Genomic DNA, 24145 nt, shown 5'->3' on the forward strand with positions numbered 1-24145 from the left:
GCAAAGTCCGGATAGCATTCTGTGAAACCTCTGGGAGGAGTTTGTCATCATGTCGGAACCGGTTTTAAACATCCGCAATGTCACAAAGCATTTCGGTGCGGTGAAGGCGCTGACGAATGTAAGTTTTAGCCTTGAACGCGGGGAAGTTCACGCGATCTGCGGAGAAAACGGTGCCGGAAAGTCGACATTGATGAATATTATTGCCGGTGTTCTGCAGCCGGACGAGGGTGAAATCCTTGTTGAAGGCGTAGGGGTCAAGATCGCTTCGCCTTCGATTGCCCAGTCTCTGGGTCTTGGGCTCGTACATCAGGAGATTGCTCTATGCCCGGATGCGAGCGTGGCGGAAAACATCTTCATGGCAGCGACCAGCCGTCAGCGTTCTTTCCTGATGAATTATCGCAAACTGGAACGCGAAGCACAGCAGGTTATGAATCGGCTGGCACCGATTGATGTGCGCCGCAAGGTTGCTGATCTGTCGATTTCGAGCCAACAGCTTGTGGAGATTGCCAAGGCATTGACGCTGGATTGCCGGGTTTTGATATTCGATGAACCGACTGCGGCATTGACTGAAGCGGAAACACGTATCCTTTTCGATATTATTCGCGATCTGAAGGCGAACGGTATTTCCATTATCTATATCAGTCACCGCATGGCAGAAATATTCTCCCTCTGCGACCGCGTCACGGTTTTGCGGGATGGGCGCTACGTATCCACGGAGAATGTCGCGGACGTGACGCCGGACGATATTGTCCGCCGCATGGTAGGTCGCGAAATAACACAGCTCTATCCACCCAAAAAACAGAGTGGCGAGTCATCGGGAGACACCATCCTCTCGGTTAGAGCCCTTGGTGACAGGAACCGCTTCCACGATATCAGCATAGAACTGAACAAGGGTGAGATTCTGGGCATTGGCGGCCTGATCGGTTCTGGTCGTACAGAGATTGCAGAGGGCATTTGTGGCTTGCGTACAACAACTGACGGCGAGATTCGTCTGCATGGTCAGATGCATGCAATCAGGACTTATGCGGATGCGGTAAAGGCCGGGATTGTCTATCTGTCCGAAGACCGCAAAGGTTCAGGCGTATTCCTTGATCTGTCGATTGCCCAGAATATCTCGGTTCTTAACCTCAAGGCTTTGACAGGGCATCTGGGGCTGATCAATGCGCAGGATGAAGCGCAATTGGCCCGTGATTTTGCGCAGCGTCTGAATATCCGGATGGGCAGTATTGATGCACCGGTTTCCTCGCTCAGCGGCGGTAATCAGCAAAAGGTTGCGATTGCCAAACAACTTGCTGTGCAGCCCAAGGTTATTCTGATGGATGAGCCGACGCGCGGCATCGACGTTGGCGCAAAATCCGAAATTCACTTGCTACTACGCGAGTTGGCTCGATCCGGTATCGGTATCATCGTGATCTCATCAGAATTGCCGGAACTGCTAGGATTATGTGATCGCGTTCTGGTTGTCCGTGAGGGAGCAATTGCAGGAGAACTCAATGTGGATGAGATGACGGAAGAGGCGGTCATCCGCCTCGCCTCAGGCGTCAATCCAAATGAACAAACACGGCTGGCCACACATCATGCCGCCTGAAGAAGCTATGGGAGATAAGAAAATGGTGGCTAACACTATTGGAGCCAACGCGACGCGGTCGCCGCCCTGGAAGCGTCTAGGTTCGATGCGTGAGGCCGGGCTTATCGCAATCATTCTGGCGCTTTGCATTGCCATGAGTTTTGCTTCACCCCACTTTCTGACGCTCGGCAATTTCCGCGCCATGCTGATGAGCTTCTCTGTGGAAGGCATCGTGGTCGTGGGCATGACCATTCTCCTCATTGTCGGGGGTATCGACCTGGCCGTAGGGTCGGTGGTTTGCTTTGCCATGGTGCTCTCAGGTTCGCTGTTCCTCGCCGGGCTCGACCCTTGGAGCGCGTCTCTCATCGGCATTCTGGCCAGCAGCCTGATTGGCTGTGTCATGGGCTTTTTTGTCACCGTAGTAGGGTTGAATCACTTCATCACGTCGCTTGCAGGCATGGTGATCGTACGCGGCCTATGCTTGATTATCACTAAGGGAACACCGCTCTCGCTGTTCACGTTGCCACCTTCGTTCAAGGCAATCGGGCAAGGCAGTTTCAATGGCGTGCCGTATGTCATCCTCATCTTTGTAGCGGTGGTTGTACTCTTTGACTTCCTCTTGCGGCGTGCCACCGCCTTGCGGAAGGTTTTCTATACGGGAAGCAATGAAAAGGCTGCACTTTACTCCGGCATCAGAACCAATCAGGTAAAGTTCTGGGTTACGGTTCTCTGCTCAACACTCGCCGGTGTCGCAGGCGTTATCTATATGTCCCGTTTCGGTGCGGCGACCCCGACATTCGGCGTTGGCATGGAACTAAACATTATTGCTGCCGCTGTTATTGGCGGTGCTTCATTGAACGGTGGTTCAGGAACTATTCTTGGTGCGATCCTCGGTATTGCCCTGCTTTCAGTCGTGACAAGTTCTTTGGTCCTGTTGAACGTCTCGGTATATTGGCAGGACATGATAAAGGGCTGCATTCTGCTCGGCGCAGTATCCATTGATCATTTCCTGCACAAGCGGAAGGCTTCCTGACATGACGGTGGTCAGACTCAATACGAAACAAACTGTTGCACCGCGAGAAGAAATCGTCATTGCACGGCAGATGCATCAGGCACTGGTTCTCCACTTTGTTGAAGGGCTGACGCAGGCGCAGATCGCCGACCAGCTTGGCGTATCTCAGCCGACAGTCAACCGTCTGATCAAGCGTGGCCGCCAGCTTGGACTGGTGGAGATCAAGATCAAGTCGCCGGTCGAACCGCTGATTGATCTGGAGGAAAGGTTACTGGCTCTGGGCGGTATTAATCGTGCCATTGTTGTGCCGACTGTTTCTGACAATCCGCAAACCGCATTACAGGCAGTAGGTGAAGCTGCAGCGCGCCTTTTGCTTGAGCAGATAACTGATGGCGATACGATCTGCATCACCGGCGGCAAAGGTGTCAGCGCTGTCGTAGCCGGATTGCAGGTTCCGCGACCGTTCAATGTTGAAGTTGTACCAGCTACGGGTTGTGTGCAGGGCAAGCACTATACTGATGTCAATCACGTATCGACATTGCTGGCGGACAAGCTCGGAGGACGGGCCTATCAGATACATGCGCCGCTTTTTGCGGATACCGCGGCAGAGCGGGCCATGCTTATCAACATGCGTTCGGTTGCGGATGTCTTCAAACGAGCCAAGGAGGCCAAGGTCGCAGTGGTCGGTATTGGCTCGATCCTGACCGATGATTCCAGCTATTACGATTTGCATCCCTCTTCGAGCACTGACCGGGACGCAATAGGGCGGTCTGGTGCGAGCTGCGAGCTGCTCGCACACTTGCTGGATGACCGGGGACAGGTTTGCGGCTACAGCATGAACGATTCTCTTGTCTCGTTGACATTAAGCGAATTCGCCTCAATCCCCACCAAGATTGGCGTAGCAAGCGGACCGAACAAGGCAAAACCTATTCTCAGCATCATGCGCGGCAATCATCTCGATACGCTGGTAACGGATGAGGCGACGGGAATGCGGATTCTTGAAATTGCAGATGCGGAAGGAAGCTGGGTATGAGTGAGGGGCAATTGATACGTGCCATAGGCAAGTCAGGCGTCAACGCCTCTGCTGTGGGGCTCGGCACTTGGGCAATTGGTGGCTGGATGTGGGGTGGCACTGATGAAAATCAGTCGATAGCCGCGATACAGGCCTCGCTGGATGCAGGTGTCAGCCTCATCGATACAGCTCCCGCTTATGGTCTCGGACGTTCGGAAGAGATTGTCGGGAAGGCGTTGAAGGGAAGGCGTGACAAGGCAATCATTGCCACCAAATGCGGCCTTGTCTGGCATACGCAGAGGGGAAATCATTTCTTCGATCAGGACGGAAAGCCCGTTCATCGCTACCTTGGGCGCGATGCAATTTTTCACGAGATTGACGAGAGCCTGAAACGGTTGGGGACCGACTACATCGATCTTTACATCACCCACTGGCAAGACCCGACAACCCCTGTCGATGAGACGGTGAGGGCTTTGGAGGATTTGCGCAGTTCGGGCAAAATCCGGGCAATTGGTGCAAGCAATGTCAGCCTTGATGAATTGAACGCCTATGTTGCAACAGACTCACTGGATGCAATTCAGGAGCGCTTCAGTATGATTGATCGCGAGATCGAAGCGGATCTTCTGCCGATAACGCGCGAGCAGGGCGTATCGACTCTAAGTTATTCTTCTCTGGCACTGGGTCTTCTCGCTGGAACGATCGATCCGGGCCGCGTTTTTTCCGGCGATGATCAGCGTAAAGACAATCCGCGCTTTTCAACTGACAACCGGCTGAAAGCAAAGCAGTTTGCCGAGGCAATCCATCCTGTCGCGGAAAAGCACAATGCAAGCATTGCCCAAACGGTGATTGCCTGGACGCTGGCGCAACCCGGAGTGACCTTCGCACTCTGTGGTGCTCGCAATCCTGAACAGGCACTGGAAAATGCCAAAGCCGGAACAATCAGGCTTGGCGCTCAAGAGCTTGCGGCCATTGACGCGGCCATCGCAGTGAAACTGGCAAATATGGACAGGTAACGGGCTGCATCATGAAGCGTGAAGAAGTGTTTGACGGGCTTCGCCGGAGCCCGAAGGTGGACGTGTGTGTCATCGGCGGCGGCATAAATGGTCTCAGCGTGTTCCGTGAACTGGCGCTGCAGGGCATCAATGTTCTGCTGGTTGAGAAAAACGACTACTGTTCAGGCGCAAGCTCCGCACTCTCACGAATGGTTCACGGCGGTTTACGCTATCTTGAAAATGGCGAATTCAATCTTGTTAAGGAGTCACTTGTCGAGCGGGACCGCCTCCTTCGCAATGCTCCGCATATGGTAGCCCCCTTGCCGACCACTGTTCCGGTATTCAGTCTATTCTCCGGCCTAGCCAATGGTGCCGTCCGGTTCCTCGGTCTAACCCGCAAACCCAGCAGGCGTGGTGCCATCGCTATCAAGGTTGGTCTGAGTATTTATGATTTTCTGACACGCAAGCGCGCGCTTATGCCCAAACACCGGTTTCGTGGTCGACAGGCAAGTCTTGCCAAATGGCCCGCGCTCAATCCGGCAATCAAAAGCTCAGCAACCTATCATGATGCCTGGGTCAGTCATCCCGAGCGGATAGGCATCGAATTGCTGCAGGATGGTCTGTCGGCAAATCCCTTCGCCAGGGCACTCAACTATGCAGAACTCAGCCGGGATGCTGGCGGGTTCATTGTTCGCGATCATATCAATGGATCATCCGTAACCGTAGAGCCAGACCTGATTATCAACGCGACAGGCGGTTGGATTGATGTGGCCAATACTACCCTCTTTTCCGCGAATACTCTTCCCGCGCCGCTGATGGGCGGTACCAAGGGATCGCATCTCATCATCGACAACGCCGAACTTCTGGCGGCGCTGGACGGGCATATGATCTATTACGAGAACGAAGATGGCCGCGTCTGCATCCTCTTTCCGTATCTCGGCAAAGTGCTGGTCGGTTCTACGGATATTCGCGTCGACAGCCCGGAAAATGTTACCTGTACGCCGGAAGAGCGTGATTACATTTTGCAGTCATTGGCCTTTGTTCTGCCAGCTATCAAGATACGGCCTGATGAAATCGTTTTTCAATTTTCCGGCGTTCGGCCCCTGCCTGCAAGCAAGGATCAGTTTACCGGGCGTATCCCTCGGGACCATTTCTGTACCTTCATAGAACAGGACAATAGTGCTCCACCAGTCCTTTGCATGATTGGCGGGAAATGGACCACCTTTCGTTCGTTTGGGGAACTTGCCGCTGATATGGCACTTGCAAAGCTCGGCCGTGAGCGACGGCTGAGCACGACGGATCGGGCCATCGGCGGCGGGCGTACTTTCCCGGCAGATAAAACTGAGTGGATATTGTGCGTTGCTGGGAAAACCGGTCTGGAAGTTGAACGCCTTGATCAATTGTTTCAGCGTTATGGGACCGATGCTGAGGCAATCGCTCGGTTCATTGCGGCTGGTAATGACGAGGAGATGCCCCATCAGGAATATTCAAGACGCGAGCTTCTTTTCCTGATCCGAAATGAGTCTACCGAACGTCTGGACGATATCCTGCTTCGTCGCACCACCCTTGCGATTAGTGGAGAGCTTTCAATGCAAATGATGGAAGCAACACTCGGCTTGCTCGCCGCCGAAAAAAACTGGTCTTCCGCACGACGCGACGATGAGCTGATCCAGGTTCTGCACCTGTTGGATGAAAGACATGGCGCCAATCGCGCTGCACTGAACGCACGAAATGAACAAGGAGAACATGATGCGCAACAACAGCAAAGTCCGGATGAATCGGCTTTTCGGGAAGGGACGCTGTCTCGACGTGGCGATAGATCACGGCGTGTGCAATGAATCGACCTTCCTGAATGGTCTGGAGGATATGGAGTCCGTTGTAAAGGCACTGGTCGCTGCTGCACCTGATGCCATACAGATGAATTACGGACAGGCGGATCTTCTGCAAAACGTTGATGGTAAGGATAAGCCAGCGTTGGTTATGCGTATCGATATGGGCAATCCATATAATCCTGTCCGGCACCACAATATGTGGGCAGTGTTGCAAAATGAAGCGGAACCTCTGATTGGTGCTATCGAGATGGATGCTGCCTGCGTCGTCGTCAATCTCTTCATGCTGCCGGATGAGCCGGATCTGTTCCGGCAGTGCGTGCAAAACATTTCCCGAGTGCGCGCCGATTGCGACAAATATGGCCTGCCCCTGATGATTGAACCGCTGGTCATGCAGCCGGTTACCGAGCGTGGAGGGTATATGGTTGATGGCGATGCGGATAAGATCGTGACGCTGACGAGACTTGCCCGCGAGATGGGAGCAGATATCGTAAAGGCTGACCCGACGACAAACGCTGAAGATTTCCATCGTGTGGTAGAGGCCGCGCGTTGTCCTGTTCTGGTGCGCGGCGGTGGCAAGGAAGATCTGAAGAACGTCTTTATTAAGTCGGCGGCTTTGATGCAGCAGGGTGCGATGGGCATGGTCTACGGCCGTAACATCTACCAGCATGCAAATCCGGGAGCAGTGGTGCGTGGGCTGATGGCAATCATTCATGACAATGCCAGTGGCGAGGAAGCCTACACACTTTATCAGCAGGGCCAAGCATAGTCATACGAACCTGAGGAGGGGTTCTGAATGGGAGAATATCTGTTAGGGCTCGACGCCGGTAACACGATCATCAAGGCGGTGATCTTTGACCTGCAGGGCAACGAGATCGCCTCTGCTGCACAGGAAGGGCATAGCAAAATGCCTTTCCCAGGCCATGTTGAGCGCGGCCTTGGCGAACTTTGGGACAATGCCAAAGTGGTTATTCGCAGCTGCATTGAAAAAGCCGGGATCAAACCCGAAGACATTGCCGCCATTGGTTGCGCAGGACATGGCAACGGGCTTTACACTCTGGATCAATCGGGCGAGCCTCTGTTTGCCATCCAATCACTCGATACGCGGGCTGCTGCTCTCGTAGAGGAATTGCAGGCCAAGGGCGTTGGAGATCTTACTTATCCGATAGGACTGCAACGCCCCTGGCCATCCCAGACCCCCACTTTGCTTGCATGGATCAAACGCTATCAACCAGAGACCTTCTGCAAGATTGGAACAGTGTTTCTCTGCAAGGATTTTGTCGTCAACCGATTGACCGATGCACGCGTCAGCGAAGTCTCTGACATGACTGGGTGCGGATTGCTGAATGTTGCAAAACGCCGCTACGATCAGAATTTGCTGGACGCTTTTGGTCTGGGCGATTGCATGAATATGCTTCCAACTCTGATTGAAAGTGCCGACATTGCCGGGACTGTTACGGATAAAGCTGCTGCCGAGACCGGACTTGCCCCGGGCACACCTGTGATTGGCGGCTTCTTTGATGTGATAGCGTCTGCAATTGGCTCGGGAGTGACACGCACGGGTGGTGCATCAATCATCGCCGGAACTTGGAGTATCAATCAGGTAATTATTGATCGTCCAAGGTTGGACGGGCCGGTTTTCATGTCATCAACCTTCGATCGCGATCGCTACATGGCGATTGAATCCAGTGCCACGTCTGCTGCAAATCTCGAATGGCTTGTTCGTGAATTCTTCCATGGCGAGCAACCGGGCGGCCAATCGCCATTCGATGTCTGTTGTGAACTGGCATCTATGGTGCAACCTTCGATGAACGACCCGATCTATCATCCCTTTCTTTATGGTGCGCAGCAGGACGGGAATGCACGTGCGGGCTTCTACGGTGTTGCTGGATGGCACACCAAGGGACATCTTGTCCGTGCACTTCTGGAAGGCGTCGCCTTTGGCCATCGCCAGCATATAGAGACGATGCGTTCAGCAGGAGCGAGCTTCAACGAAGCGGTGCTTTCCGGTGGCGGCTCACGCAGTCTGATCTGGCCGCAGATATTCGCCGACGTGCTGGGTCTGCCGGTCTCGATTGCACGATCAAGCCAAACAGGAGCATTAGGGGCAGCAATCGCCGCCGGTACGGGTGTGGGCATATTTGCAGACTTTACTGCGGGAGTTGATGCAATGGTGACAAGCGAGCGGCACTATACCCCCGACGTCAATCGTGCGACGCACTATGAGCGCCGCTACCAGTTCTATCTGGACATCGCGGCGGCTATGGAGCCGATTTGGCGGCGCATGGCCGAAAGCGATGCTTCGTTCACGGGGGTTGCAGCGTGAACGCGTATAGTGGCGAAGCCGCATCAGATGAAGGCATCTATGATTTTATCATTATCGGCGCTGGGTCGGCAGGCTGCGTTCTTGCAAACAGGCTTTCGGCAAATCCCAGGCATCGTGTGCTTTTGCTGGAAGCTGGCGGCAGTGATCGGTATCACTGGATACACGTGCCGATCGGCTATCTCTTCTGCATGGGAAATCCCCGCACTGACTGGATGATGAAGACAGCAGCAGAGGCAGGTCTGAACGGACGCAGTTTGCCTTACCCTCGAGGTAAGGTGCTCGGTGGATGCTCTTCCATCAATGGCATGATTTATATGCGTGGTCAGGCGGCGGACTATGATGGCTGGCGTCAGGCAGGCAATACAGGCTGGGGTTGGGACGATGTCCTTCCTTATTTCCTCAAATCAGAAGATAATTATCGTGGCAAATCCCAGTTGCATGGTGCTGGCGGCGAATGGCGCGTCGAGCGCCAGCGGCTATCATGGCCGATCCTTGATGCGTTTCGTGATGCGGCAGAAGAGTTGGGTATCCCGAAGACAGATGATTTCAACACTGGAGACAATGAGGGATCGGGCTATTTCGAGGTCAACCAGCGCGGTGGCCTCCGCTGGAATACCACCAAGGCCTTTCTTCGCCCCGTCATGAAGCGACGCAATCTCCGGGTTGTCACTGGGGCTGAAGTGGAACGGCTTGAGTTCGAAGGCAAGCGGGCGGTGCGGGTGCGTTACCGGCTCCAAGGCCAGGTCTGCAGCGCAAGTGCTTCAGGTGAAATCATATTGTCAGCAGGTGCAATAAACTCTCCCAAAATACTTGAGCTATCTGGCGTTGGAAATCCAAACCTTCTCAAGGAGGCCGGTGCCAATTTCTTGCACGACCTGCCCGGGGTAGGCGAAAATCTGCAGGACCACCTTCAGATAAGGACGGTGTTTCGAATTGAAGGCGCGAGAACTCTGAACCAGCTCTACCACAATCTGTTTTCGCGAACTGCCATGGGGCTTGAGTACGCGCTTCGCCGATCTGGGCCACTGTCGATGGCTCCGAGCCAGCTTGGAATTTTCGCTAAAAGCGATCCTGCGCTGTTGACCCCGGATATTGAGTATCACGTGCAGCCGCTGAGCACCGATCGTCTTGGCGAGCCTTTGCATCGCTATCCGGCTGTTACAGTCTCGGTGTGCAATTTGCGACCGGAAAGCCGTGGCACAGTTCATATAGGCAAAGCCGATGCCAGATTGTCCCCCGACATCAAGCCGAATTATCTTTCAACGGCAGGTGACAGGCTCATCGCAGCGCGTTCAATCCGCCACGCCCGCAATCTGATGGCGACGAAAGCCGCCCGGAAATATCAGCCACAGGAAATATTGCCGGGCACACAATATCAAAGTGATGACGAATTGATCCAGCGTGCAGGCGATATCGCAACAACCATTTTTCATCCTGTTGGGACATGCAAAATGGGTGGTGATGCGATGGCTGTTGTCAGCAAGGATCTGAAAGTGCATGGACTTGAAAAGTTGCGCATCGTCGATGCTTCGGTGATGCCCTCAATAGTATCGGGCAACACCAATTCGCCGGTCATCATGATTGCCGAGAAAGCTGCCGATTTGATTTTGACGGCAGCCCGTTGATCAGGCAGGCTTCTGGCTGGAATATTGCCCCTGCACGCGAAAGCGCCAGAGATAGGATGGCAGGATCGTTTCAATGGTCTGTGGACGGATGCCAAGACCTTCGAGCGTCCGGCCGTCAGCCTTGGCTGCTTCAGAAACGATATTATCGTTTCTGAGCTGGATGACCTGATCGGAGGTGATCATGGGTTTAGGCAGGAGGCCGAGTATCGAGCCTTGTATGGATGCCACCCAGAACGGAATCGGCAGGAAGAGACGCTTGCGTCCGATCACCTTCAGCATTTCATCCATGCACTGATGGAAAGTAAGGACTTCGCCGCCGCCGAGTTCGTAGGTTGCGCCAGGCTGCAATGCACCATCCACAGAGCGGGCAATAGCCTCCGCAACGTCACCCACATAAACTGGCTGGAATTTCGTATGCCCGCCGCCAATCAGGGGCAGAAATGGCGAGATGCGAGCCATTGCCGCAAATTTGTTGAAGAACCCATCCTCCGGGCCAAAGATAACGGACGGGCGAATAATATAGGCTTCAGGCAGAATTTTTAGAACGGCTTCTTCGGCACGGCCCTTGCTGCTGGCCGAGAGAGATTGGGATTGCGGATCCGCACCGAGTGCAGACATGTGCGTAAGCGGAACACCGGCCGCGCGAGCAGCTTCGGCAACCGCCCGCGCACCAAAATCGTGCACGGTGTTGAAGCGCTGGCTGCCACCTTCGTAAAGAATCCCGACAAGATTGATCACATGATCAGATCCAGCCACAGCTCGGTCAACGGACCAACGATAGCGCAGATTGGCTTGAACCGCCTGTATTTGCCCAACGCCACCCAATGGCTGCAGATGAAAAGCTAGATCGGGGCGGCGTACAGCTACCTTGACCCGATATCCCCGCTTTGCCAACGCGCGGACCACATGACGACCAACAAAGCCGGAGCCTCCAAAAACAGTAACCAGTTTTGGTTTGGTGATTGTCATCGAGTTCTCCTGGGTAGTCTATCGGTCTCTGTTATTCCTATGCTGTTTAATGTGTTTTGATACGGACGCAAAGGCCTGTTGTCATTCGAATCTCGCGGCGCGTTGCCGCGCTTGGAAACCATTGTAACCCAATCTGGCAGGTTCAAGCGGACATTCGCAGCATAATTTCGGCATTCAGAAGGATACGCTCATTCACCGGCAGAAATGTTTTGGTATCGCGGCTTTCACCAAGTTTCTGGAGCATGAGTTCAACTGCAAATCGGCCGATTTCACTGTGGTTCTGTGCAACTGTTGTCAGTGGTGGGCACATATATCGAGCGAAGGGCTGGTCATCGTGGCCCGCTAATCGAAGGTCATCATTCTGCCTCCGACCAATTTTCAACCCAGCCTGATAGGCGGCGGCGGACACTCCCGCTGCAATGCGATCATTCCCGCAAAGCACGGTCTTGGTAGGAAACGATCCGTCCCGGAGGATACGGGCAGTTGCCTCAAAGGCAAATTTCTCCAAGCTTAATGTCGCCTCGTCTTCCACGGGCACAAAACGCGGCTCAAAGCCCAGATTATCCATCGCCCCAATGTAAGCGCTTCTTCGTTCTTGGGCATTATTATTGATTTGCGGCATCGGGAAATAACAGGGGGCATCTCCGGAGCGGATAAGATAATCCACAATAAGCCGGAAACTCTGTTGGTTGTCCGTTCCAACGAAGGGAGATGTCTCGTCAAGGGGTGAGTCGATATACACCAAGGGTATGGATTCTGAAGTTTTGGCCAGTTTTTCATTATGGGAAGGCGTGCAAAGCGGCCCGATGATTACCCCTGCCACATTCATGGATTTAAAGGTTTCCAGCGCCCGCTCCTCAAGTTCAGGACGGCCTTCGGAACTTTGTACAAACACCATGTAGCCCGCAATGCCTGCAAGTTTCTGGATTTGGCGCGTCAGTGCCATGTAAAATGGATCGTTCGAATTGGGTACGATTACGCCGAGGATATGTGTCTTCCGGCGATAGAGGTTCGTCGCAAAAATATTGGGTTTGTAACCTGATTTGGCGAGGGCGGTCTCGACTATGTCGCGGGTAGTTTTGCGCACCGAGGACGGGTCATTGAAGTATTTGGAAACCGTTGGTCGTGACAGACCCGCAAATTCCGCAAAGTCTTCCATAGTTTTAACGTCTTTAAGCATCGCTTGTATTCCCTTTGGGGCTGGCGACAGCTATCTCCGATAGTCTGGTCCGGAAGAAGTCGCGGAAGAAGCCCTAATAATTTGAATAATGGATTGTAAAAAATGCAACTTAGTGTTGTATAAATATAATCGTATAGGTTGAATCTATGCAGGATATCAATGGGTGTCAAGTTAGTTGGAATAGAAGTTAATTCTTTAAATTCGTTTCGTCTTGCACCCTGTCTGGCTGAAATCATACATCTAATTAAACCAATAAGTTTTAATAATTTACACAGTCATAAAATGCTAGCTGTAAATTTGGATACTCCGTTCCGAGCATATCATCAAATCAGACATTCGTTATTTGCTTCACCTTGATACTTGAATGGCGAGTGGCCGCATTTGGAGAATGAAGTATGGAAGGCGCAATACCAAACCCGGAAGTATTCACACACGTACGCGTTATCATAGGCATTATTCTGGGCCTTAGCGTATCACGGCTGCTCACGGGTATCGCCCGCATTATCCAGCATCCCCAAAGTAAAAATATCTACATTGTTCATCTCGGCTGGGTGCTTTTCACATTCTTGACGGTCGTCCATTTCTGGTGGTTCGAATTTTATCTGCACCAGTTGGTCTTGTGGAAGTTTGAGGTTTATCTCTTCGTAATATTCTTTGCCAGCTTGCATTTTCTGGCCTGCGCCATGCTATTCCCCGACAGTATGGAGGGATATAATGGATATGAAGATTACTTCATGTCCCGCCGAGGGTGGTTTTTCGGTATTGTAATTTTGATCTTCATCTTCGATTTCATCGATACGGCCATGAAGGGCATAAGCCACTTCCATTCTCTTGGCCCTGAATACCCTTTCCGGAATCTGGTTCTTATCGGTTTGCTGTGTGCAGGAATTTATCTCAGCAATCGGCGCGTGCAACTTGCATTGCTTGTCGCAGCGCTGATCCTGCAGACCGCATTCATCCTTATTCAGTTCGATACAATTTGAAGTGCTTTGCTTTCAACTGGTGAATGCGAATTGCTGTAGCTCCTTTACCCAAAGAAAAACCCGCCGGCGGACCGGCGGGTTCAATCAAGTCAGATCTGAAAAGAAACTTAGTTCTTTTCGCGGTTCTTCAAGGCTGCGCCGAGAATGTCGCCAAGCGACGCGCCGGAGTCTGTTGAACCGTACTGGGCAACAGCTTCCTTCTCTTCCGCGATTTCAAGCGCCTTGATGGAAACCTGCAACTTGCGGGTCTTCTTGTCGAAAGCGATGACGCGTGCGTCAGCCTTCTGGCCAACAGTGAAGCGCTCTGGACGCTGCTCGTCGCGGTCACGGGAAAGATCAGCGCGGCGGATGAAGGTGTCGAGGTCGTGATCGACCAGACGAACTTCGAGACCACCATCGGTGATTGCCGTAACTTCAACGGTTACAACGGCGTTCTTGCGCAGTTCACCCGAAGTAGCTGCTTCGCCGACCTTATCGCCGGTAAGCTGCTTGATGCCGAGGGAAATGCGTTCTTTCTCAACGTCAACGTCGAGAACCTGCGCCTTAACCATGTCACCCTTGTTGTACTCTTCGATAACCTGTTCGCCTGGACGGTTCCAGTCGAGGTCGGAGAGGTGAACCATGCCGTCTACGTCGCCATCGAGGCCAATGAACAGGCCGAATTCGGTCTTGTTCTTGACTTCGCCTTCGACGATCGTGCCGACAGGGAACTTGTCTGCGAAGGTTGTCCAAGGATTGTCGAGGGTCTGCTTGAGGCCGAGGGAGATGCGGCGCTTGACCGGATCCACTTCGAGAACAACGACTTCAACTTCCTGTGTGGTCGAGAGCAGCTTGCCGGGATGCACGTTCTTCTTTGTCCAGGACATTTCAGAAACATGGATAAGGCCTTCAATGCCTGGCTCGATTTCAACAAACGCACCGTAGTCAGTGATGTTGGTAACCGTACCGGTGATCTTTTTACCGATTGGGTACTTCGCACCGATACCATCCCAAGGATCGCTTTCGAGCTGCTTCATGCCGAGCGAAATACGATGTGTTTCCTGGTTAATACGGATGATCTGAACCTTGACCGTCTGGCCGATGCTCAGGATCTCCGAAGGATGGTTTACACGGCGCCATGCCATGTCGGTCACGTGGAGAAGACCGTCGATACCGCCGAGATCAACGAACGCACCATAATCGGTGATGTTCTTGACGACGCCCTCAACGACCTGACCTTCTTCAAGGTTCTGGACAATTTCGGAGCGCTGTTCTGCACGGCTCTCTTCGAGAACTGTACGACGCGATACAACGATGTTGCCGCGACGCTTGTCCATCTTGAGGATTTCAAACGGCTGCGGATTGTGCATCAGCGGGGTAACGTCGCGGATCGGACGAATGTCGACCTGTGAACGTGGCAGGAAGGCTACCGCGCCATCGAGATCGACAGTGAAACCACCCTTGACCTGATTGAAGATCACACCATCGACGCGTTCGCCACGGTTGAACTTCTCTTCCAGGCGAACCCAGCTCTCTTCGCGGCGTGCTTTTTCGCGCGACAGAACGGCTTCACCCAGCGCATTTTCAATGCGCTCAACATAAACTTCAACGATATCGCCAGGCTTGAGCGAACCGTCCTTGGCTTTCGCACCGAATTCCTTGAGCGGAACGCGGCCTTCAACCTTAAGACCGGCGTCAATAATCGCCATGTCTTTTTCGATGGCAACAACACGGCCCTTTACAACATAACCTTCTGCAAGGTCGTTGGTGGCAAAGGACTCGGCGAGAAGAGCTTCGAAATCTTCGCGCGATGGATTGGCTTGAGACATATATACTCCTGAAGCACCCGGCTTTCCGGTTCGGGAAAGGTTTGTGGGCACAGGCACCGGTGGTTCGAGTTACGGATCATCCACATGCCAACCCGCCCTGTGAGGGCAATCCGGTGCGAGGGCTGGCTGCGGATGTTACTGCTTGGTATTCCGGGCTTCCCGTGCCAGAGCCTGATCAATCAGGGTTTTGGCATTAAGAAACGCGGTCTCTATATCCATTTCTGTCGTATCAAGCAAGTGCGCGTCTGCTGCTGGCTTTAAAGGGGAGTCTGTGCGGCCCATATCGCGTGTATCCCGGCGTATGAGATCGTCGAGAATATCCTGATAATCTGCAGATTCTCCGTTGGCCTTGATTTCATCGTGGCGACGTTGCGCACGCGCTTCCGGCGAAGCTGTAATATATAGCTTTACCGGTGCATCCGGGCAAACGACAGTACCGATATCACGGCCATCCAGAACAGCGCCCGGCGATAATGCGGCAAACCCCTGCTGAGCCGTGACAAGTGCACGGCGTACAGCTGGCATTATGGCAACTTTGGATGCGGCTTCGCCAACATCATGGGCAGATAAAACAGCGCGATCAAGCTTTGACAAATCGACGGAACGGGCAGCTTTTTCGGCCATAAACTCGTCATCAAGCGGCAATCCTTGATCCATGAGAGATTTCGCAACAGCGCGATAGGTGAGGCCGGTATCAAGATGATGGTAGCCGTAAAATTCTGCAAGGCGCCGTGCAAGCGTGCCTTTACCGGAAGCTGCCGGGCCATCAATCGCGATCGTAAAGTGCGTCGGTGTGGTCAGTTCCGGGTCTTCCTTGTCGAAAAACCACTGCCATAGCGCGAAAAGCAGGTAAGCGGCAGCAAGGACCAGTGTGATGAGCGGTGTGATGCCAATGGTGACAAAAGCAAAGCCGCCCAATGTTGTCATCATCGATTCCAGCCATTCCGGCAGATAAGACGCCAGATTTTGCAGGAATGTGTCGATGGCGAGAATGAGCAGGAACTGGAATATGAACAGCCAGAATAACAATGCGAAAAGTCCGAAACGGACTTTGAGGCCGATGCGCTCGATAGCATAAGGGATGGCCGTAATGGCGATCGATGCCAGCAGGAAGTACATCAGTTCTTTGTCCTCTTGCCTATGAAGAACCCTATCCCGTAACCGGCTATTGATCCAAGTGCTGGTGGAAGCAGCAGAAACTGGTATGGCATCCATTCACTCGCATCCGCAGTACCGGAAGCGTTCCACGCATAGAGGAAGATGAGCAGTAAAGGAAGAACGATGCGAAAGATCGTACTGCTTATACCCGGCCAAGCTCGTTCCGCCCTGCTTGCACGTGTCCCTGTGTAAGCACTCCTTCCGGCCCATACGATAAATGGGATACTGGTCATTCCATAAAGCCCATAAACAGTAATAGCCGAGAAAAATGCATTCATTGGCGTATCAGGTTGATGCGGTCAGTTCGGTGATTTCTGCACCCATGCCCGCCATCATTGCCATGAATTCGGGGAAACTTGTGGCAATCATGGTTGAATCGTCGACGGTAACTGGTTTTTCCGCTGCGAGCCCCATAACAAGGAAGCTCATGGCGATACGGTGGTCGAGATGTGTCTCTACGGTGCCGCCGCCAATCGCCTTGCCATCAGGACGCCCACGCACGCTCAAGGTCTCAACACCTTCCGTGCAATCAACACCATTGGCTTTGAGGCCATTGGCCACGGCTGCAAGGCGATCCGATTCCTTCACGCGCAATTCTTCCAGGCCGTTCATCACTGTCTCGCCTGATGCAAAGCTCGCGGCAACGGCCAGAACCGGATATTCGTCAATCATGGATGGAGCGCGATCTGCCGGTACATTGACGCCCTTAAGTTCAGAATGCATTACGCGCAGATCGGCCACATCTTCGCCACCGGCCAAACGGGCATTCATGATCTCAATTTTTGCACCCATCTCCTGCAAGGTGAGAATCAAGCCCGTGCGGGTAGGGTTCATCAGAACATTGCGGATAGTGACATCCGAGCCGGGAACCAGCAGGGCGGCAACCAGCGGGAAAGCCGTCGATGACGGATCGCCCGGAACGTCGATTGTCTGGCCGGTGAGCTTTCCCTGACCTTCGATTCGGATATGACGGACATTGTCCTTGTCAGTTTCCACCGAAAGATTGGCGCCGAAACCCTGGAGCATCTTTTCCGTATGATCACGGGTCATGACCGGCTCAATCACGGTGGTGATACCCGGTGTATTCAAGCCAGCAAGCAGGACAGCTGATTTCACCTGGGCAGAGGCCATAGGAACACGATAGGCAATAGGGGCAGCGACTTTCGGACCGCGCAAGGTAAGTGGCATGCGGTCACCATCCGCCGCCGAGACCTGAACGCCCATCTCGCGCAAGGGGTTAAGCACCCGTCCCATCGGCCGCTTTGAAAGAGATGCATCGCCTATGAAAATGGTTTCCATGGCATAGGTGCCGACAAGACCCATCGTAAGGCGTGCACCGGTGCCTGCATTGCCGAAATCCAGCGGTGCTTCGGGTTGCAACAGGCAGCCATTGCCCGTTCCCTTGATGATCCAGACATCGCCCTCCTTGGCAATCTTTGCTCCCATAGCCTGCATGGCTCGTCCAGTATTGATGACGTCCTCACCTTCAAGAAGACCCGTAATACGGGTTTCGCCAGAAGCCAGACCGCCAAACATGAACGAGCGGTGCGAAATCGATTTGTCGCCGGGAATACGGATGTCGCCGTTAAGTGCATTCGAGCGGCGGGACGTGGCAGGTTTTGGCAGCGAAGAGTGGGACATGATGAGGAACAATCGCGATAAAATATGGTGGGCGGGACGGACTTGAGAGGTCGAGCACCTCCTAACACAGCTTGGCTACGCGGTCATCTTGCAAATTCAATCCTGGCTACATGCTTTTTCGCTTTGACAAACGCGGCGAATTGCGTTTATGGGACCACGAATTTTTTTATGAGGGGCGGCCGGAAAAGCCGTGTCTTCGAGAAACCAGCGTATATCCCCAAAAATCAGTTCGATTTTGGACAAGGATTATGCGCCAATACAAAGTGTTATTGCGTGAACATGGGTCCCTGGAGGCACATGGCGTAATAATTGTCAGCCGAATGCAGGCAAGCGCAGCAAGACGAGGCAGAACGTGGCGAACCCAAAACTTGGCACCAAGCGTGTTGACCCGGAAACCGGGCAGAAATTTTACGACCTGAACCGCGATCCGATTGTTTCGCCATTTACAGGCAAAACCTATCCGCTCAGCTATTTCGAAACGACAGCTTCTATTCGCGAGGAAGAGGAAGAGGTAGAGACTGAAGAGCTGGACGTAGCGTTGGAGAAGCCGGAATTCGTGGCTCTCGAAGAAGCTGATGGCGACAACGACAGTGATGTTCCGGATCTTGGCGATGATGTTGAAGTCGATGATTCAGACGACGATGACACATTCCTCGCAACCGACGAAGAAGATGAAGATGATGATGTCACCGACATATTGGGTGGCGGAATCGGCGACGACGACGAGAATTGATTTTAAAAATAAGTTCCGTTCGCTGAGAAATAACCAGCGAACGGGGCTTGATCTTCGTGTTAGCGGAAGCTAAGAACCCGCCATCCTCGGATAGCGGCACAGGGTTACCAGACCCTGTTGAATACAAAGCCGGTTCAACGGTGCGGTCTGAATGACCGATTGGAATGGGGCCATAGCTCAGCTGGGAGAGCGCTTGCATGGCATGCAAGAGGTCAGCGGTTCGATCCCGCTTGGCTCCACCAATACTTCTAAAACCCAATAATTTGGCTGTGGCTCATAAAAATTTATACGTGAAGATTACTATTAATAATAAGGGCTATTCAGCCCGCCAGTTAATCGGTGGCGTATAAACTAAAATATCCAGTTAGGGGTTCAGTTACATATATAACAAGCGTGCAATATCCAAGTTGTTGATGTGCTCGACTTCAATAGAAGGGATGAGTATAGCTGCGTATTATTGAAATACACTCAATGGAGGAAGGATGGCTACGGATCAACTTTTATTCCATTATTGCTCTTCACAAACTGCTTTTGCCATCCTCCAGTCACGGACTTTTCGTCTTTCAGCATTATCAGCAGCAAACGATAGCCTTGAGGGGCGTGTCGTAGGCCGAGTATTTGGTCAATTCCTTGCCGCGAGTGGATTGCCACGGGGTGTGGTAGAAGTGGCGTCTATAATTGTAGAAGGCTATGCGAACTCCACAGAAGGCTTTGCTCTATGTCTTTCGGAGAATGGAGATTTGTTGAGTCAATGGCGTGCCTACGCTCGTGACGGCACAGGAATTGCAATCGGATTTTCTCCAGAATTTCTCACGAAAGATTTTGGGCCGATCAATTTCGGGTCACAGTTTCACGAATTGGTTAAAATTGAGTATGGCGAAGATGGGCTTAAAAAAACACTTCCTCCATTGGTTGAAGAGATGAGGAACACCTTTCAAAAGTATGGCGAATTCGTCAAACTATCTGAGGGCACGACACGCGAGCGTGCATTAAGTGCTCTGGCGGATCGGCAGGGAAACATTCAAAGCCTTTTTAAGGGCACTCCCGATCTTTTGTCTCTACTACTAAAAGTTTTAGCACCCCTACACTTCCGTATTTATGGCACCAAACCTAATTCCTTTTATGAAGAACGAGAGTGGAGGCTACTCCGATATAGGCATCGAGTTGCACTCAAGGAAGTTGAATATTTCGCGGACGATTTTGCCATTCGTCCGTATATTTCGTGCCTCATAGCTGATCCAGCAAGAATGGCAATACAAGAGATTATCCTTGGCCCTAAGCACAGGTCCAATATCGATTGGATGCGCGCTTTTCTAGCGTCGGTGGGATTATCTCATGTGAAGGTAATACGATCTACTATCGACAGTTATCGTTAAAGACGTATGTGTAGCTAGGGACGGTTTCAGTAATTGTTAGTGATGAGCACTAATCAAAGAATTAGGAGCTATTCCCAATAGGACGTTCCAACTGCCAGCCGGTTAAATGCGAGGACCGGCTATGAAGTTTGAAAAGCGATTGATTTGGCCGGTAATAGGTTGATGTCTCTGGAATTATTTCAATAACGACCTGCTCGTCGGCTCCATGGATGCGTTGACAATTGGTCTGGTAAGCCATGCAGCAAGCTCGGTTTGAACTCCAGTAAAAACTTGGCTGTTCGCTAGCTTGTGGTTGAATTCATTCTGCTCAGCGGCGGAATCAAAGCGTGAAACGCTTACAAGTACATTTTCTCCAAGGCGAACGGGCAAGCGGGTAAAAGTGTTTTCACGATGCTCCGAGGTCAGCAGTGCAATCCGTTTGTCTCCAGCAATGTTAAGGATGGGTGCCACGACAGTCTCGTGAAAATCCAGAAATCCGTCTTCGGCGGGTGCTTTGAGCTTGTAGGTAGTGATCTGGAATGTGCCGGAACCCGATATATTTGGGTGATCGGTAGTGCGAGACACTGGTAGCTCAAAATCTGATTTCGCGATTGCGGGGCGAAGCAGCAAAACATCGTCGGAGTCGATCATGGTTGTGTTGGCTGCGTCGCGATGCTCGTTCCAGACTGGTCCATCGTAAAAGGCACTGAGTGCCTCATGTCGTGCTCTCATATTGTCAAATCCACGCAACCAGACAAAAGCGTCAGGGTCGTCCAAGTCGCGGAATTGACCAATAATCTTCATACCGCAGCTTTCCTGTCCCTCAAGAAAGTGCCTGTCGAAAACATCGATCAACTCATCGCGCTTATTTGGATGAAGTTTATAGCGGCGCAGTTCGATAACAGGGCTGTAGCGCGACTTCGGTTCCTTCTCGATCTTATTATCCATCACATCTCTCAAAAACAGGTTGATCGTCCTGTTTAGATAAAACCGGTTGTCCTGTTTTGTCAATGTGATATTGTCAGGAACAGTCTGAGATTGCCTTGAGAGTTTGCGATAAGGTTCGACCAATAAAATATAGGGCGTGTAGTCTTGCAGCACTGGCCGGTTGGAGAGATTGATGGCGGAAGGCTTAAAGAAGGCAAAACGTACCAATAATCCGCAAGCCATGCGCGCGCGGATTCTGGATGTTGCTGCCGAGCTTTTTCAACAGCATGGCTATAATGCGACAAGTATTCACGACATTGTTCGGGCTGCTCCCACTACAGGGGGCGCGCTCCACCATCATTTTGCTACCAAGAAGGTCCTTGGTCTTGCCGTCATAGCAGAGCGTGTAGCGGCGGAGGTAAGAGATACTGCCATCGAGCCCGTTGTAGCGGGTGCCTCGATAGCCCAAGGCGTGGCGGTGTTCCTTGATAATGTGGCAAGTGATCTGGAGCGCAATCAGGCTGTTTCCGGTTGTCCGCTCAACAATCTGGCTCTCGAACTATCCTTGGCCGATTCGGATTTTCGCGAAGCAGTGAACGTAGTTTTTGACGGGTGGAGAGATGCCTTGGCGCTGCGGTTAAAAACCGACAGACCCAGCCTGAATGCTTCGGACGCACAGGATTTGGCGACACTCGTTGTCGCCAGTTATTCGGGCGCGATGGCAATGGCTAAAGCAAGCCAAAGGGTAGAACCGCTACGCGCGACTGCCCGGCAATTGGCTTTGGTGCTTGCCTGAGAAGACTACGAAAGCGAAAAGCAAAACACCGGCAAACACGATGATTGAACCTATTCCGACGAGTGGTTCAAATTCCAAATTGCCCTTCAGCATGAAGTAAAGCGCGGGAATCATGACGATGATCCCGACGGTGTAAATGGCAAACTGCCACATCGCGAGCTTTCCTTCAGCTTTTGCCGGATTAAGTGCGTAATAGATTGCAAATATTGCACTGCTGACCCAGCCAAGAAGATTGAGATGGGCATGGGCAGGAAAGGCGCCGTGGTCGCCCGATATTCCCATATGAAGACCCATGACGACGCCGAGTACAAAGAAAATAGTAGCCGATTTGAAAAACAGTTGCGCAACCTTTGGCATGTTGATCTCCCCCGAGCCAAACCAAGGCGGACAATACCGACTAATCAAGAAGCATTCCAGACTACAGAAGTGACAGGAAGCTAAGCAATTTGAAGCAGAGTTATTTGCTGCATCAGGTAACGAAGGTACTTTTCTACTGGATTGAGATGCGAAAATGGCTCAAAGCATGGCAAAAGACCTCTTGCAGGAAATGCCACATGCCTTCCACGCCAGCTTCTTCAGTGAACATACCAGAATCGTCAGCTGCGCGAAACGGCGTGTTGCTCATGCTGCTTGGCATGTTGATGTTTTCGCTTAACGACGTGATGGGGAAATGGCTCGTTTCAACCTATTCTGTCGGGCAGGTGGTTTTCATCCGCAGCGTTGCAGCGTTGATCATTCTCGCGCCATTCATCTGGTTCAATGGGCCAAAACAGATTGTGCAGGTTGATCGCCCGTGGGTGCAGGCAGCGCGGGTTATCCTCTCGACAGCCGAAGTGTTCGCCTTCTACTTTGCAGTCGTTTATCTGCCTCTGGCAGATGTTATGACCTATTGGCTTGCCGCACCCATTTATGTTGCAGCAATATCGCCCTTTATTCTCAAGGAACCCGTAGGATGGAGGCGCTGGAGCGCCATCATCGTCGGCTTTATTGGCGTGGTAATCGCACTTGAACCATCATCGCAAGCATTAACGCCGCAAGCGATCATTTCGATATTTGGAAGTGTGGCTTTTGCATTCATGCTTCTATTGGGTCGCACGTTGCGCGGTACGCCGGATACTACCTTGGTATTCTGGCAGATCATTGGAGCTGGACTTGCCGGGCTGGTGTGGATTGGTTTTGAATGGACGCCGGTGACAATGCGCGACCTGCTATTGCTCGGCCTGCTCGGCATAGTTGCCATGCTCGCACATGTACTGGTCAACCGCGCATTAAAACTCGCTGATGCAGCGACTGTTGCCCCGTTGCAATATACACTGCTTTTCTGGGCCATTCTGTTTGGCTGGATGGTGTTCGGCGATGTACCACGTATGTCAATGCTGATCGGCTCGGGCTTCATTATCGCCTCCGGCCTGTTCATCTTTTTCCGGGAACAGCAATTGAAGCGGCAGGGGCGAATCAGCCAGCCAGCCGAAACTGTAGTTGCCGGTTCTGGCGACAGCGCTTGAATTACAAGCCTTCGTGTCTGCGGTGCACCAGTTCTGATTCGAAGTGGTTGATGGCTTTCTCGAACTTGTCACGACAACCCGTATTGCAGAAACCGACTACGGCTCCGTTGTAGAGTGTCAAACTGTCTTCTTGGATTGGGGCGCCGGACCATGGGCAGGTGGTGTTGATCGCATCTTTTATCTTGAGGTCAGTGTTCATGGTGGTTTCTCCCGCTAGTGTGCGATTGGCTCAACCTCAATGTGAGTCAGCACGGAATTGGCAATGAAACATTGCTCATGAGCCTCGTGGTGCAGTAACGACTCTGCAGTAATATCGGGTGATTGTCCGCTATAATTTACTTGCGGGCGTAAGGTGACATGGCTGACATACAGCTTGCCTTGGTCATTTTTGGCCAGAACGCCCTGCGCTTCGTCACGATATGAATCTACCACGAACCCTGCCTTTGCCGCACCGGACAGAAAGAACAGCATATGGCAGCTCGAAATTGACGCTACAAAAGCCTCTTCCGGATCAACATTTTCTGCCACCGAATAGGGCAGGCGGACAATATGCGGCGATGAGGATGCGGGCACTTCAGCTCCACCATCAAACTCCCAAACATGCGCACGGCTATACTTGTTATCAGTGAAAGCGGCATCCTCATCCCTGTTCCAGCGAACAGTTGCTCCAAATGTTGTCATGATATGATTCCTGATTCTGATCTGTTGCGGGAGCTTGTCAAAGCAT

The 24145-nt window shown here is 52.4% G+C and carries 23 protein-coding genes and 1 tRNA gene; 14 read left to right on the plus strand and 10 right to left on the minus strand.

Annotation, left to right across the window (positions count from 1 at the left end; translation table 11 throughout):
* The first annotated feature begins 46 nt into the window (after positions 1–46).
* Genes PMI41_RS18885 through PMI41_RS18920 form a run of 8 tightly spaced genes read left to right on the plus strand, consistent with a single transcriptional unit; the run spans position 47 to position 10363 of the window.
* Positions 47–1588, plus strand: coding sequence for a sugar ABC transporter ATP-binding protein (locus tag PMI41_RS18885; protein WP_040855810.1), 1542 nt, complete (start codon positions 47–49; stop codon positions 1586–1588).
* A gap of 22 nt (positions 1589–1610) precedes the next feature.
* The gene (locus tag PMI41_RS18890) at positions 1611–2600 is read left to right on the plus strand and encodes an ABC transporter permease (protein WP_008127539.1); all 990 of its coding nucleotides are present in this window, start codon (positions 1611–1613) and stop codon (positions 2598–2600) included.
* A gap of 1 nt (position 2601) precedes the next feature.
* On the plus strand, positions 2602–3612 hold the full coding sequence (locus PMI41_RS18895; RefSeq protein WP_008127542.1) for a sugar-binding transcriptional regulator: 1011 nt from the start codon (positions 2602–2604) through the stop codon (positions 3610–3612).
* Entirely contained in the window at positions 3609–4604 is a 996-nt protein-coding gene (locus tag PMI41_RS18900) for an aldo/keto reductase (RefSeq protein ID WP_008127544.1), read from the plus strand. The genes PMI41_RS18895 and PMI41_RS18900 overlap by 4 nt, the downstream gene beginning before the upstream one ends.
* 11 nt (positions 4605–4615) lie before the next feature.
* Entirely contained in the window at positions 4616–6421 is a 1806-nt protein-coding gene (locus tag PMI41_RS18905; RefSeq protein WP_008127545.1) for a glycerol-3-phosphate dehydrogenase/oxidase, read from the plus strand.
* The gene (locus tag PMI41_RS18910; RefSeq protein WP_193372102.1) at positions 6357–7181 is read left to right on the plus strand and encodes a class I fructose-bisphosphate aldolase; all 825 of its coding nucleotides are present in this window, start codon (positions 6357–6359) and stop codon (positions 7179–7181) included. Before PMI41_RS18905 ends, PMI41_RS18910 begins: the two co-directional genes overlap by 65 nt.
* Before the next feature lie 27 nt (positions 7182–7208).
* Positions 7209–8738 (plus strand): FGGY-family carbohydrate kinase, encoded by a 1530-nt coding sequence (locus PMI41_RS18915; RefSeq protein WP_008127548.1) that lies wholly within the window; start codon positions 7209–7211, stop codon positions 8736–8738.
* Positions 8735–10363, plus strand: coding sequence for a GMC family oxidoreductase (locus PMI41_RS18920; RefSeq protein ID WP_008127550.1), 1629 nt, complete (start codon positions 8735–8737; stop codon positions 10361–10363). Before PMI41_RS18915 ends, PMI41_RS18920 begins: the two co-directional genes overlap by 4 nt.
* Here PMI41_RS18920 and PMI41_RS18925 read toward each other — a convergent pair whose 3' ends face one another.
* Together PMI41_RS18925 and PMI41_RS18930 are read right to left on the minus strand one after the other, a co-directional pair.
* A complete protein-coding gene (locus PMI41_RS18925) occupies positions 10364–11332 on the minus strand; it encodes a complex I NDUFA9 subunit family protein (protein WP_008127552.1) in 969 nt (322 codons plus the stop codon).
* A 142-nt stretch (positions 11333–11474) separates the two neighbouring features.
* Positions 11475–12491, minus strand: coding sequence for a LacI family DNA-binding transcriptional regulator (locus tag PMI41_RS18930; protein WP_040855943.1), 1017 nt, complete (start codon positions 12489–12491; stop codon positions 11475–11477).
* 416 nt (positions 12492–12907) lie between these two features.
* Here PMI41_RS18930 and PMI41_RS18935 point away from each other — a divergent pair, with 416 nt between their 5' ends.
* Positions 12908–13495, plus strand: a complete 588-nt coding sequence (locus tag PMI41_RS18935; RefSeq protein ID WP_008127559.1) for a hypothetical protein — start codon at positions 12908–12910, stop codon at positions 13493–13495.
* A 107-nt stretch (positions 13496–13602) separates the two neighbouring features.
* On the opposite strand, the gene rpsA is transcribed toward PMI41_RS18935, so the two are convergent.
* From rpsA to aroA, 4 genes are all read right to left on the minus strand, one after another.
* Positions 13603–15303, minus strand: coding sequence for a 30S ribosomal protein S1 (gene rpsA / locus PMI41_RS18940; protein ID WP_008127561.1), 1701 nt, complete (start codon positions 15301–15303; stop codon positions 13603–13605).
* A gap of 135 nt (positions 15304–15438) precedes the next feature.
* Positions 15439–16104, minus strand: a complete 666-nt coding sequence (cmk, locus tag PMI41_RS18945) for a (d)CMP kinase (RefSeq protein WP_040855945.1) — start codon at positions 16102–16104, stop codon at positions 15439–15441.
* A gap of 317 nt (positions 16105–16421) precedes the next feature.
* Positions 16422–16739: a hypothetical protein gene (locus tag PMI41_RS18950; RefSeq protein WP_040855821.1), complete on the minus strand. Its 318-nt coding sequence runs from the start codon at positions 16737–16739 to the stop codon at positions 16422–16424.
* Between the two features lie 7 nt (positions 16740–16746).
* A complete protein-coding gene (gene aroA / locus PMI41_RS18955) occupies positions 16747–18102 on the minus strand; it encodes a 3-phosphoshikimate 1-carboxyvinyltransferase (protein ID WP_008127565.1) in 1356 nt (451 codons plus the stop codon).
* A 352-nt stretch (positions 18103–18454) separates the two neighbouring features.
* Between aroA and PMI41_RS18960 the strand changes: the two genes are divergently transcribed.
* The 3 genes from PMI41_RS18960 to PMI41_RS18970 all read left to right on the plus strand — a co-directional run bounded on the left by PMI41_RS18960 (position 18455) and on the right by PMI41_RS18970 (position 20211).
* Complete coding sequence (locus tag PMI41_RS18960) at positions 18455–18835, plus strand: TIGR02300 family protein (RefSeq protein WP_008127566.1); 381 nt, start codon at positions 18455–18457, stop codon at positions 18833–18835.
* A gap of 166 nt (positions 18836–19001) precedes the next feature.
* A tRNA-Ala gene (locus tag PMI41_RS18965) sits at positions 19002–19077 on the plus strand.
* A 240-nt stretch (positions 19078–19317) separates the two neighbouring features.
* Positions 19318–20211 (plus strand): DUF2971 domain-containing protein, encoded by an 894-nt coding sequence (locus PMI41_RS18970; RefSeq protein WP_008127567.1) that lies wholly within the window; start codon positions 19318–19320, stop codon positions 20209–20211.
* Positions 20212–20385: 174 nt separating this feature from the next.
* Here PMI41_RS18970 and PMI41_RS18975 read toward each other — a convergent pair whose 3' ends face one another.
* Positions 20386–21138 (minus strand): NIPSNAP family protein, encoded by a 753-nt coding sequence (locus tag PMI41_RS18975; protein ID WP_008127568.1) that lies wholly within the window; start codon positions 21136–21138, stop codon positions 20386–20388.
* A 172-nt stretch (positions 21139–21310) separates the two neighbouring features.
* On the opposite strand from PMI41_RS18975, the gene PMI41_RS18980 reads away from it, so the two are divergent.
* The gene (locus PMI41_RS18980) at positions 21311–21913 is read left to right on the plus strand and encodes a TetR/AcrR family transcriptional regulator (protein WP_008127569.1); all 603 of its coding nucleotides are present in this window, start codon (positions 21311–21313) and stop codon (positions 21911–21913) included.
* Here PMI41_RS18980 and PMI41_RS18985 read toward each other — a convergent pair.
* Positions 21872–22270, minus strand: a complete 399-nt coding sequence (locus PMI41_RS18985; protein WP_008127571.1) for a hypothetical protein — start codon at positions 22268–22270, stop codon at positions 21872–21874. The two genes, PMI41_RS18980 and PMI41_RS18985, sit on opposite strands and share 42 nt — an antisense overlap.
* Before the next feature lie 197 nt (positions 22271–22467).
* Here PMI41_RS18985 and PMI41_RS18990 point away from each other — a divergent pair, with 197 nt between their 5' ends.
* Positions 22468–23418, plus strand: a complete 951-nt coding sequence (locus tag PMI41_RS18990) for a DMT family transporter (RefSeq protein ID WP_008127574.1) — start codon at positions 22468–22470, stop codon at positions 23416–23418.
* A 1-nt stretch (position 23419) separates the two neighbouring features.
* Here the strand turns inward: PMI41_RS18990 and PMI41_RS18995 are convergent, their stop codons facing one another.
* Positions 23420–23617 carry a hypothetical protein gene (locus PMI41_RS18995; RefSeq protein ID WP_008127575.1) on the minus strand — a complete coding sequence of 66 codons (198 nt, stop codon included), beginning with the start codon at positions 23615–23617 and terminating at the stop codon, positions 23420–23422.
* A 14-nt stretch (positions 23618–23631) separates the two neighbouring features.
* Complete coding sequence (locus PMI41_RS19000) at positions 23632–24099, minus strand: OsmC family protein (protein WP_008127577.1); 468 nt, start codon at positions 24097–24099, stop codon at positions 23632–23634.
* Between the last annotated feature and the right edge of the window lie 46 nt (positions 24100–24145).

The organism is Phyllobacterium sp. YR531, from assembly GCF_000282595.1.
Taxonomy (GTDB): Bacteria; Pseudomonadota; Alphaproteobacteria; order Rhizobiales; family Rhizobiaceae; genus Phyllobacterium.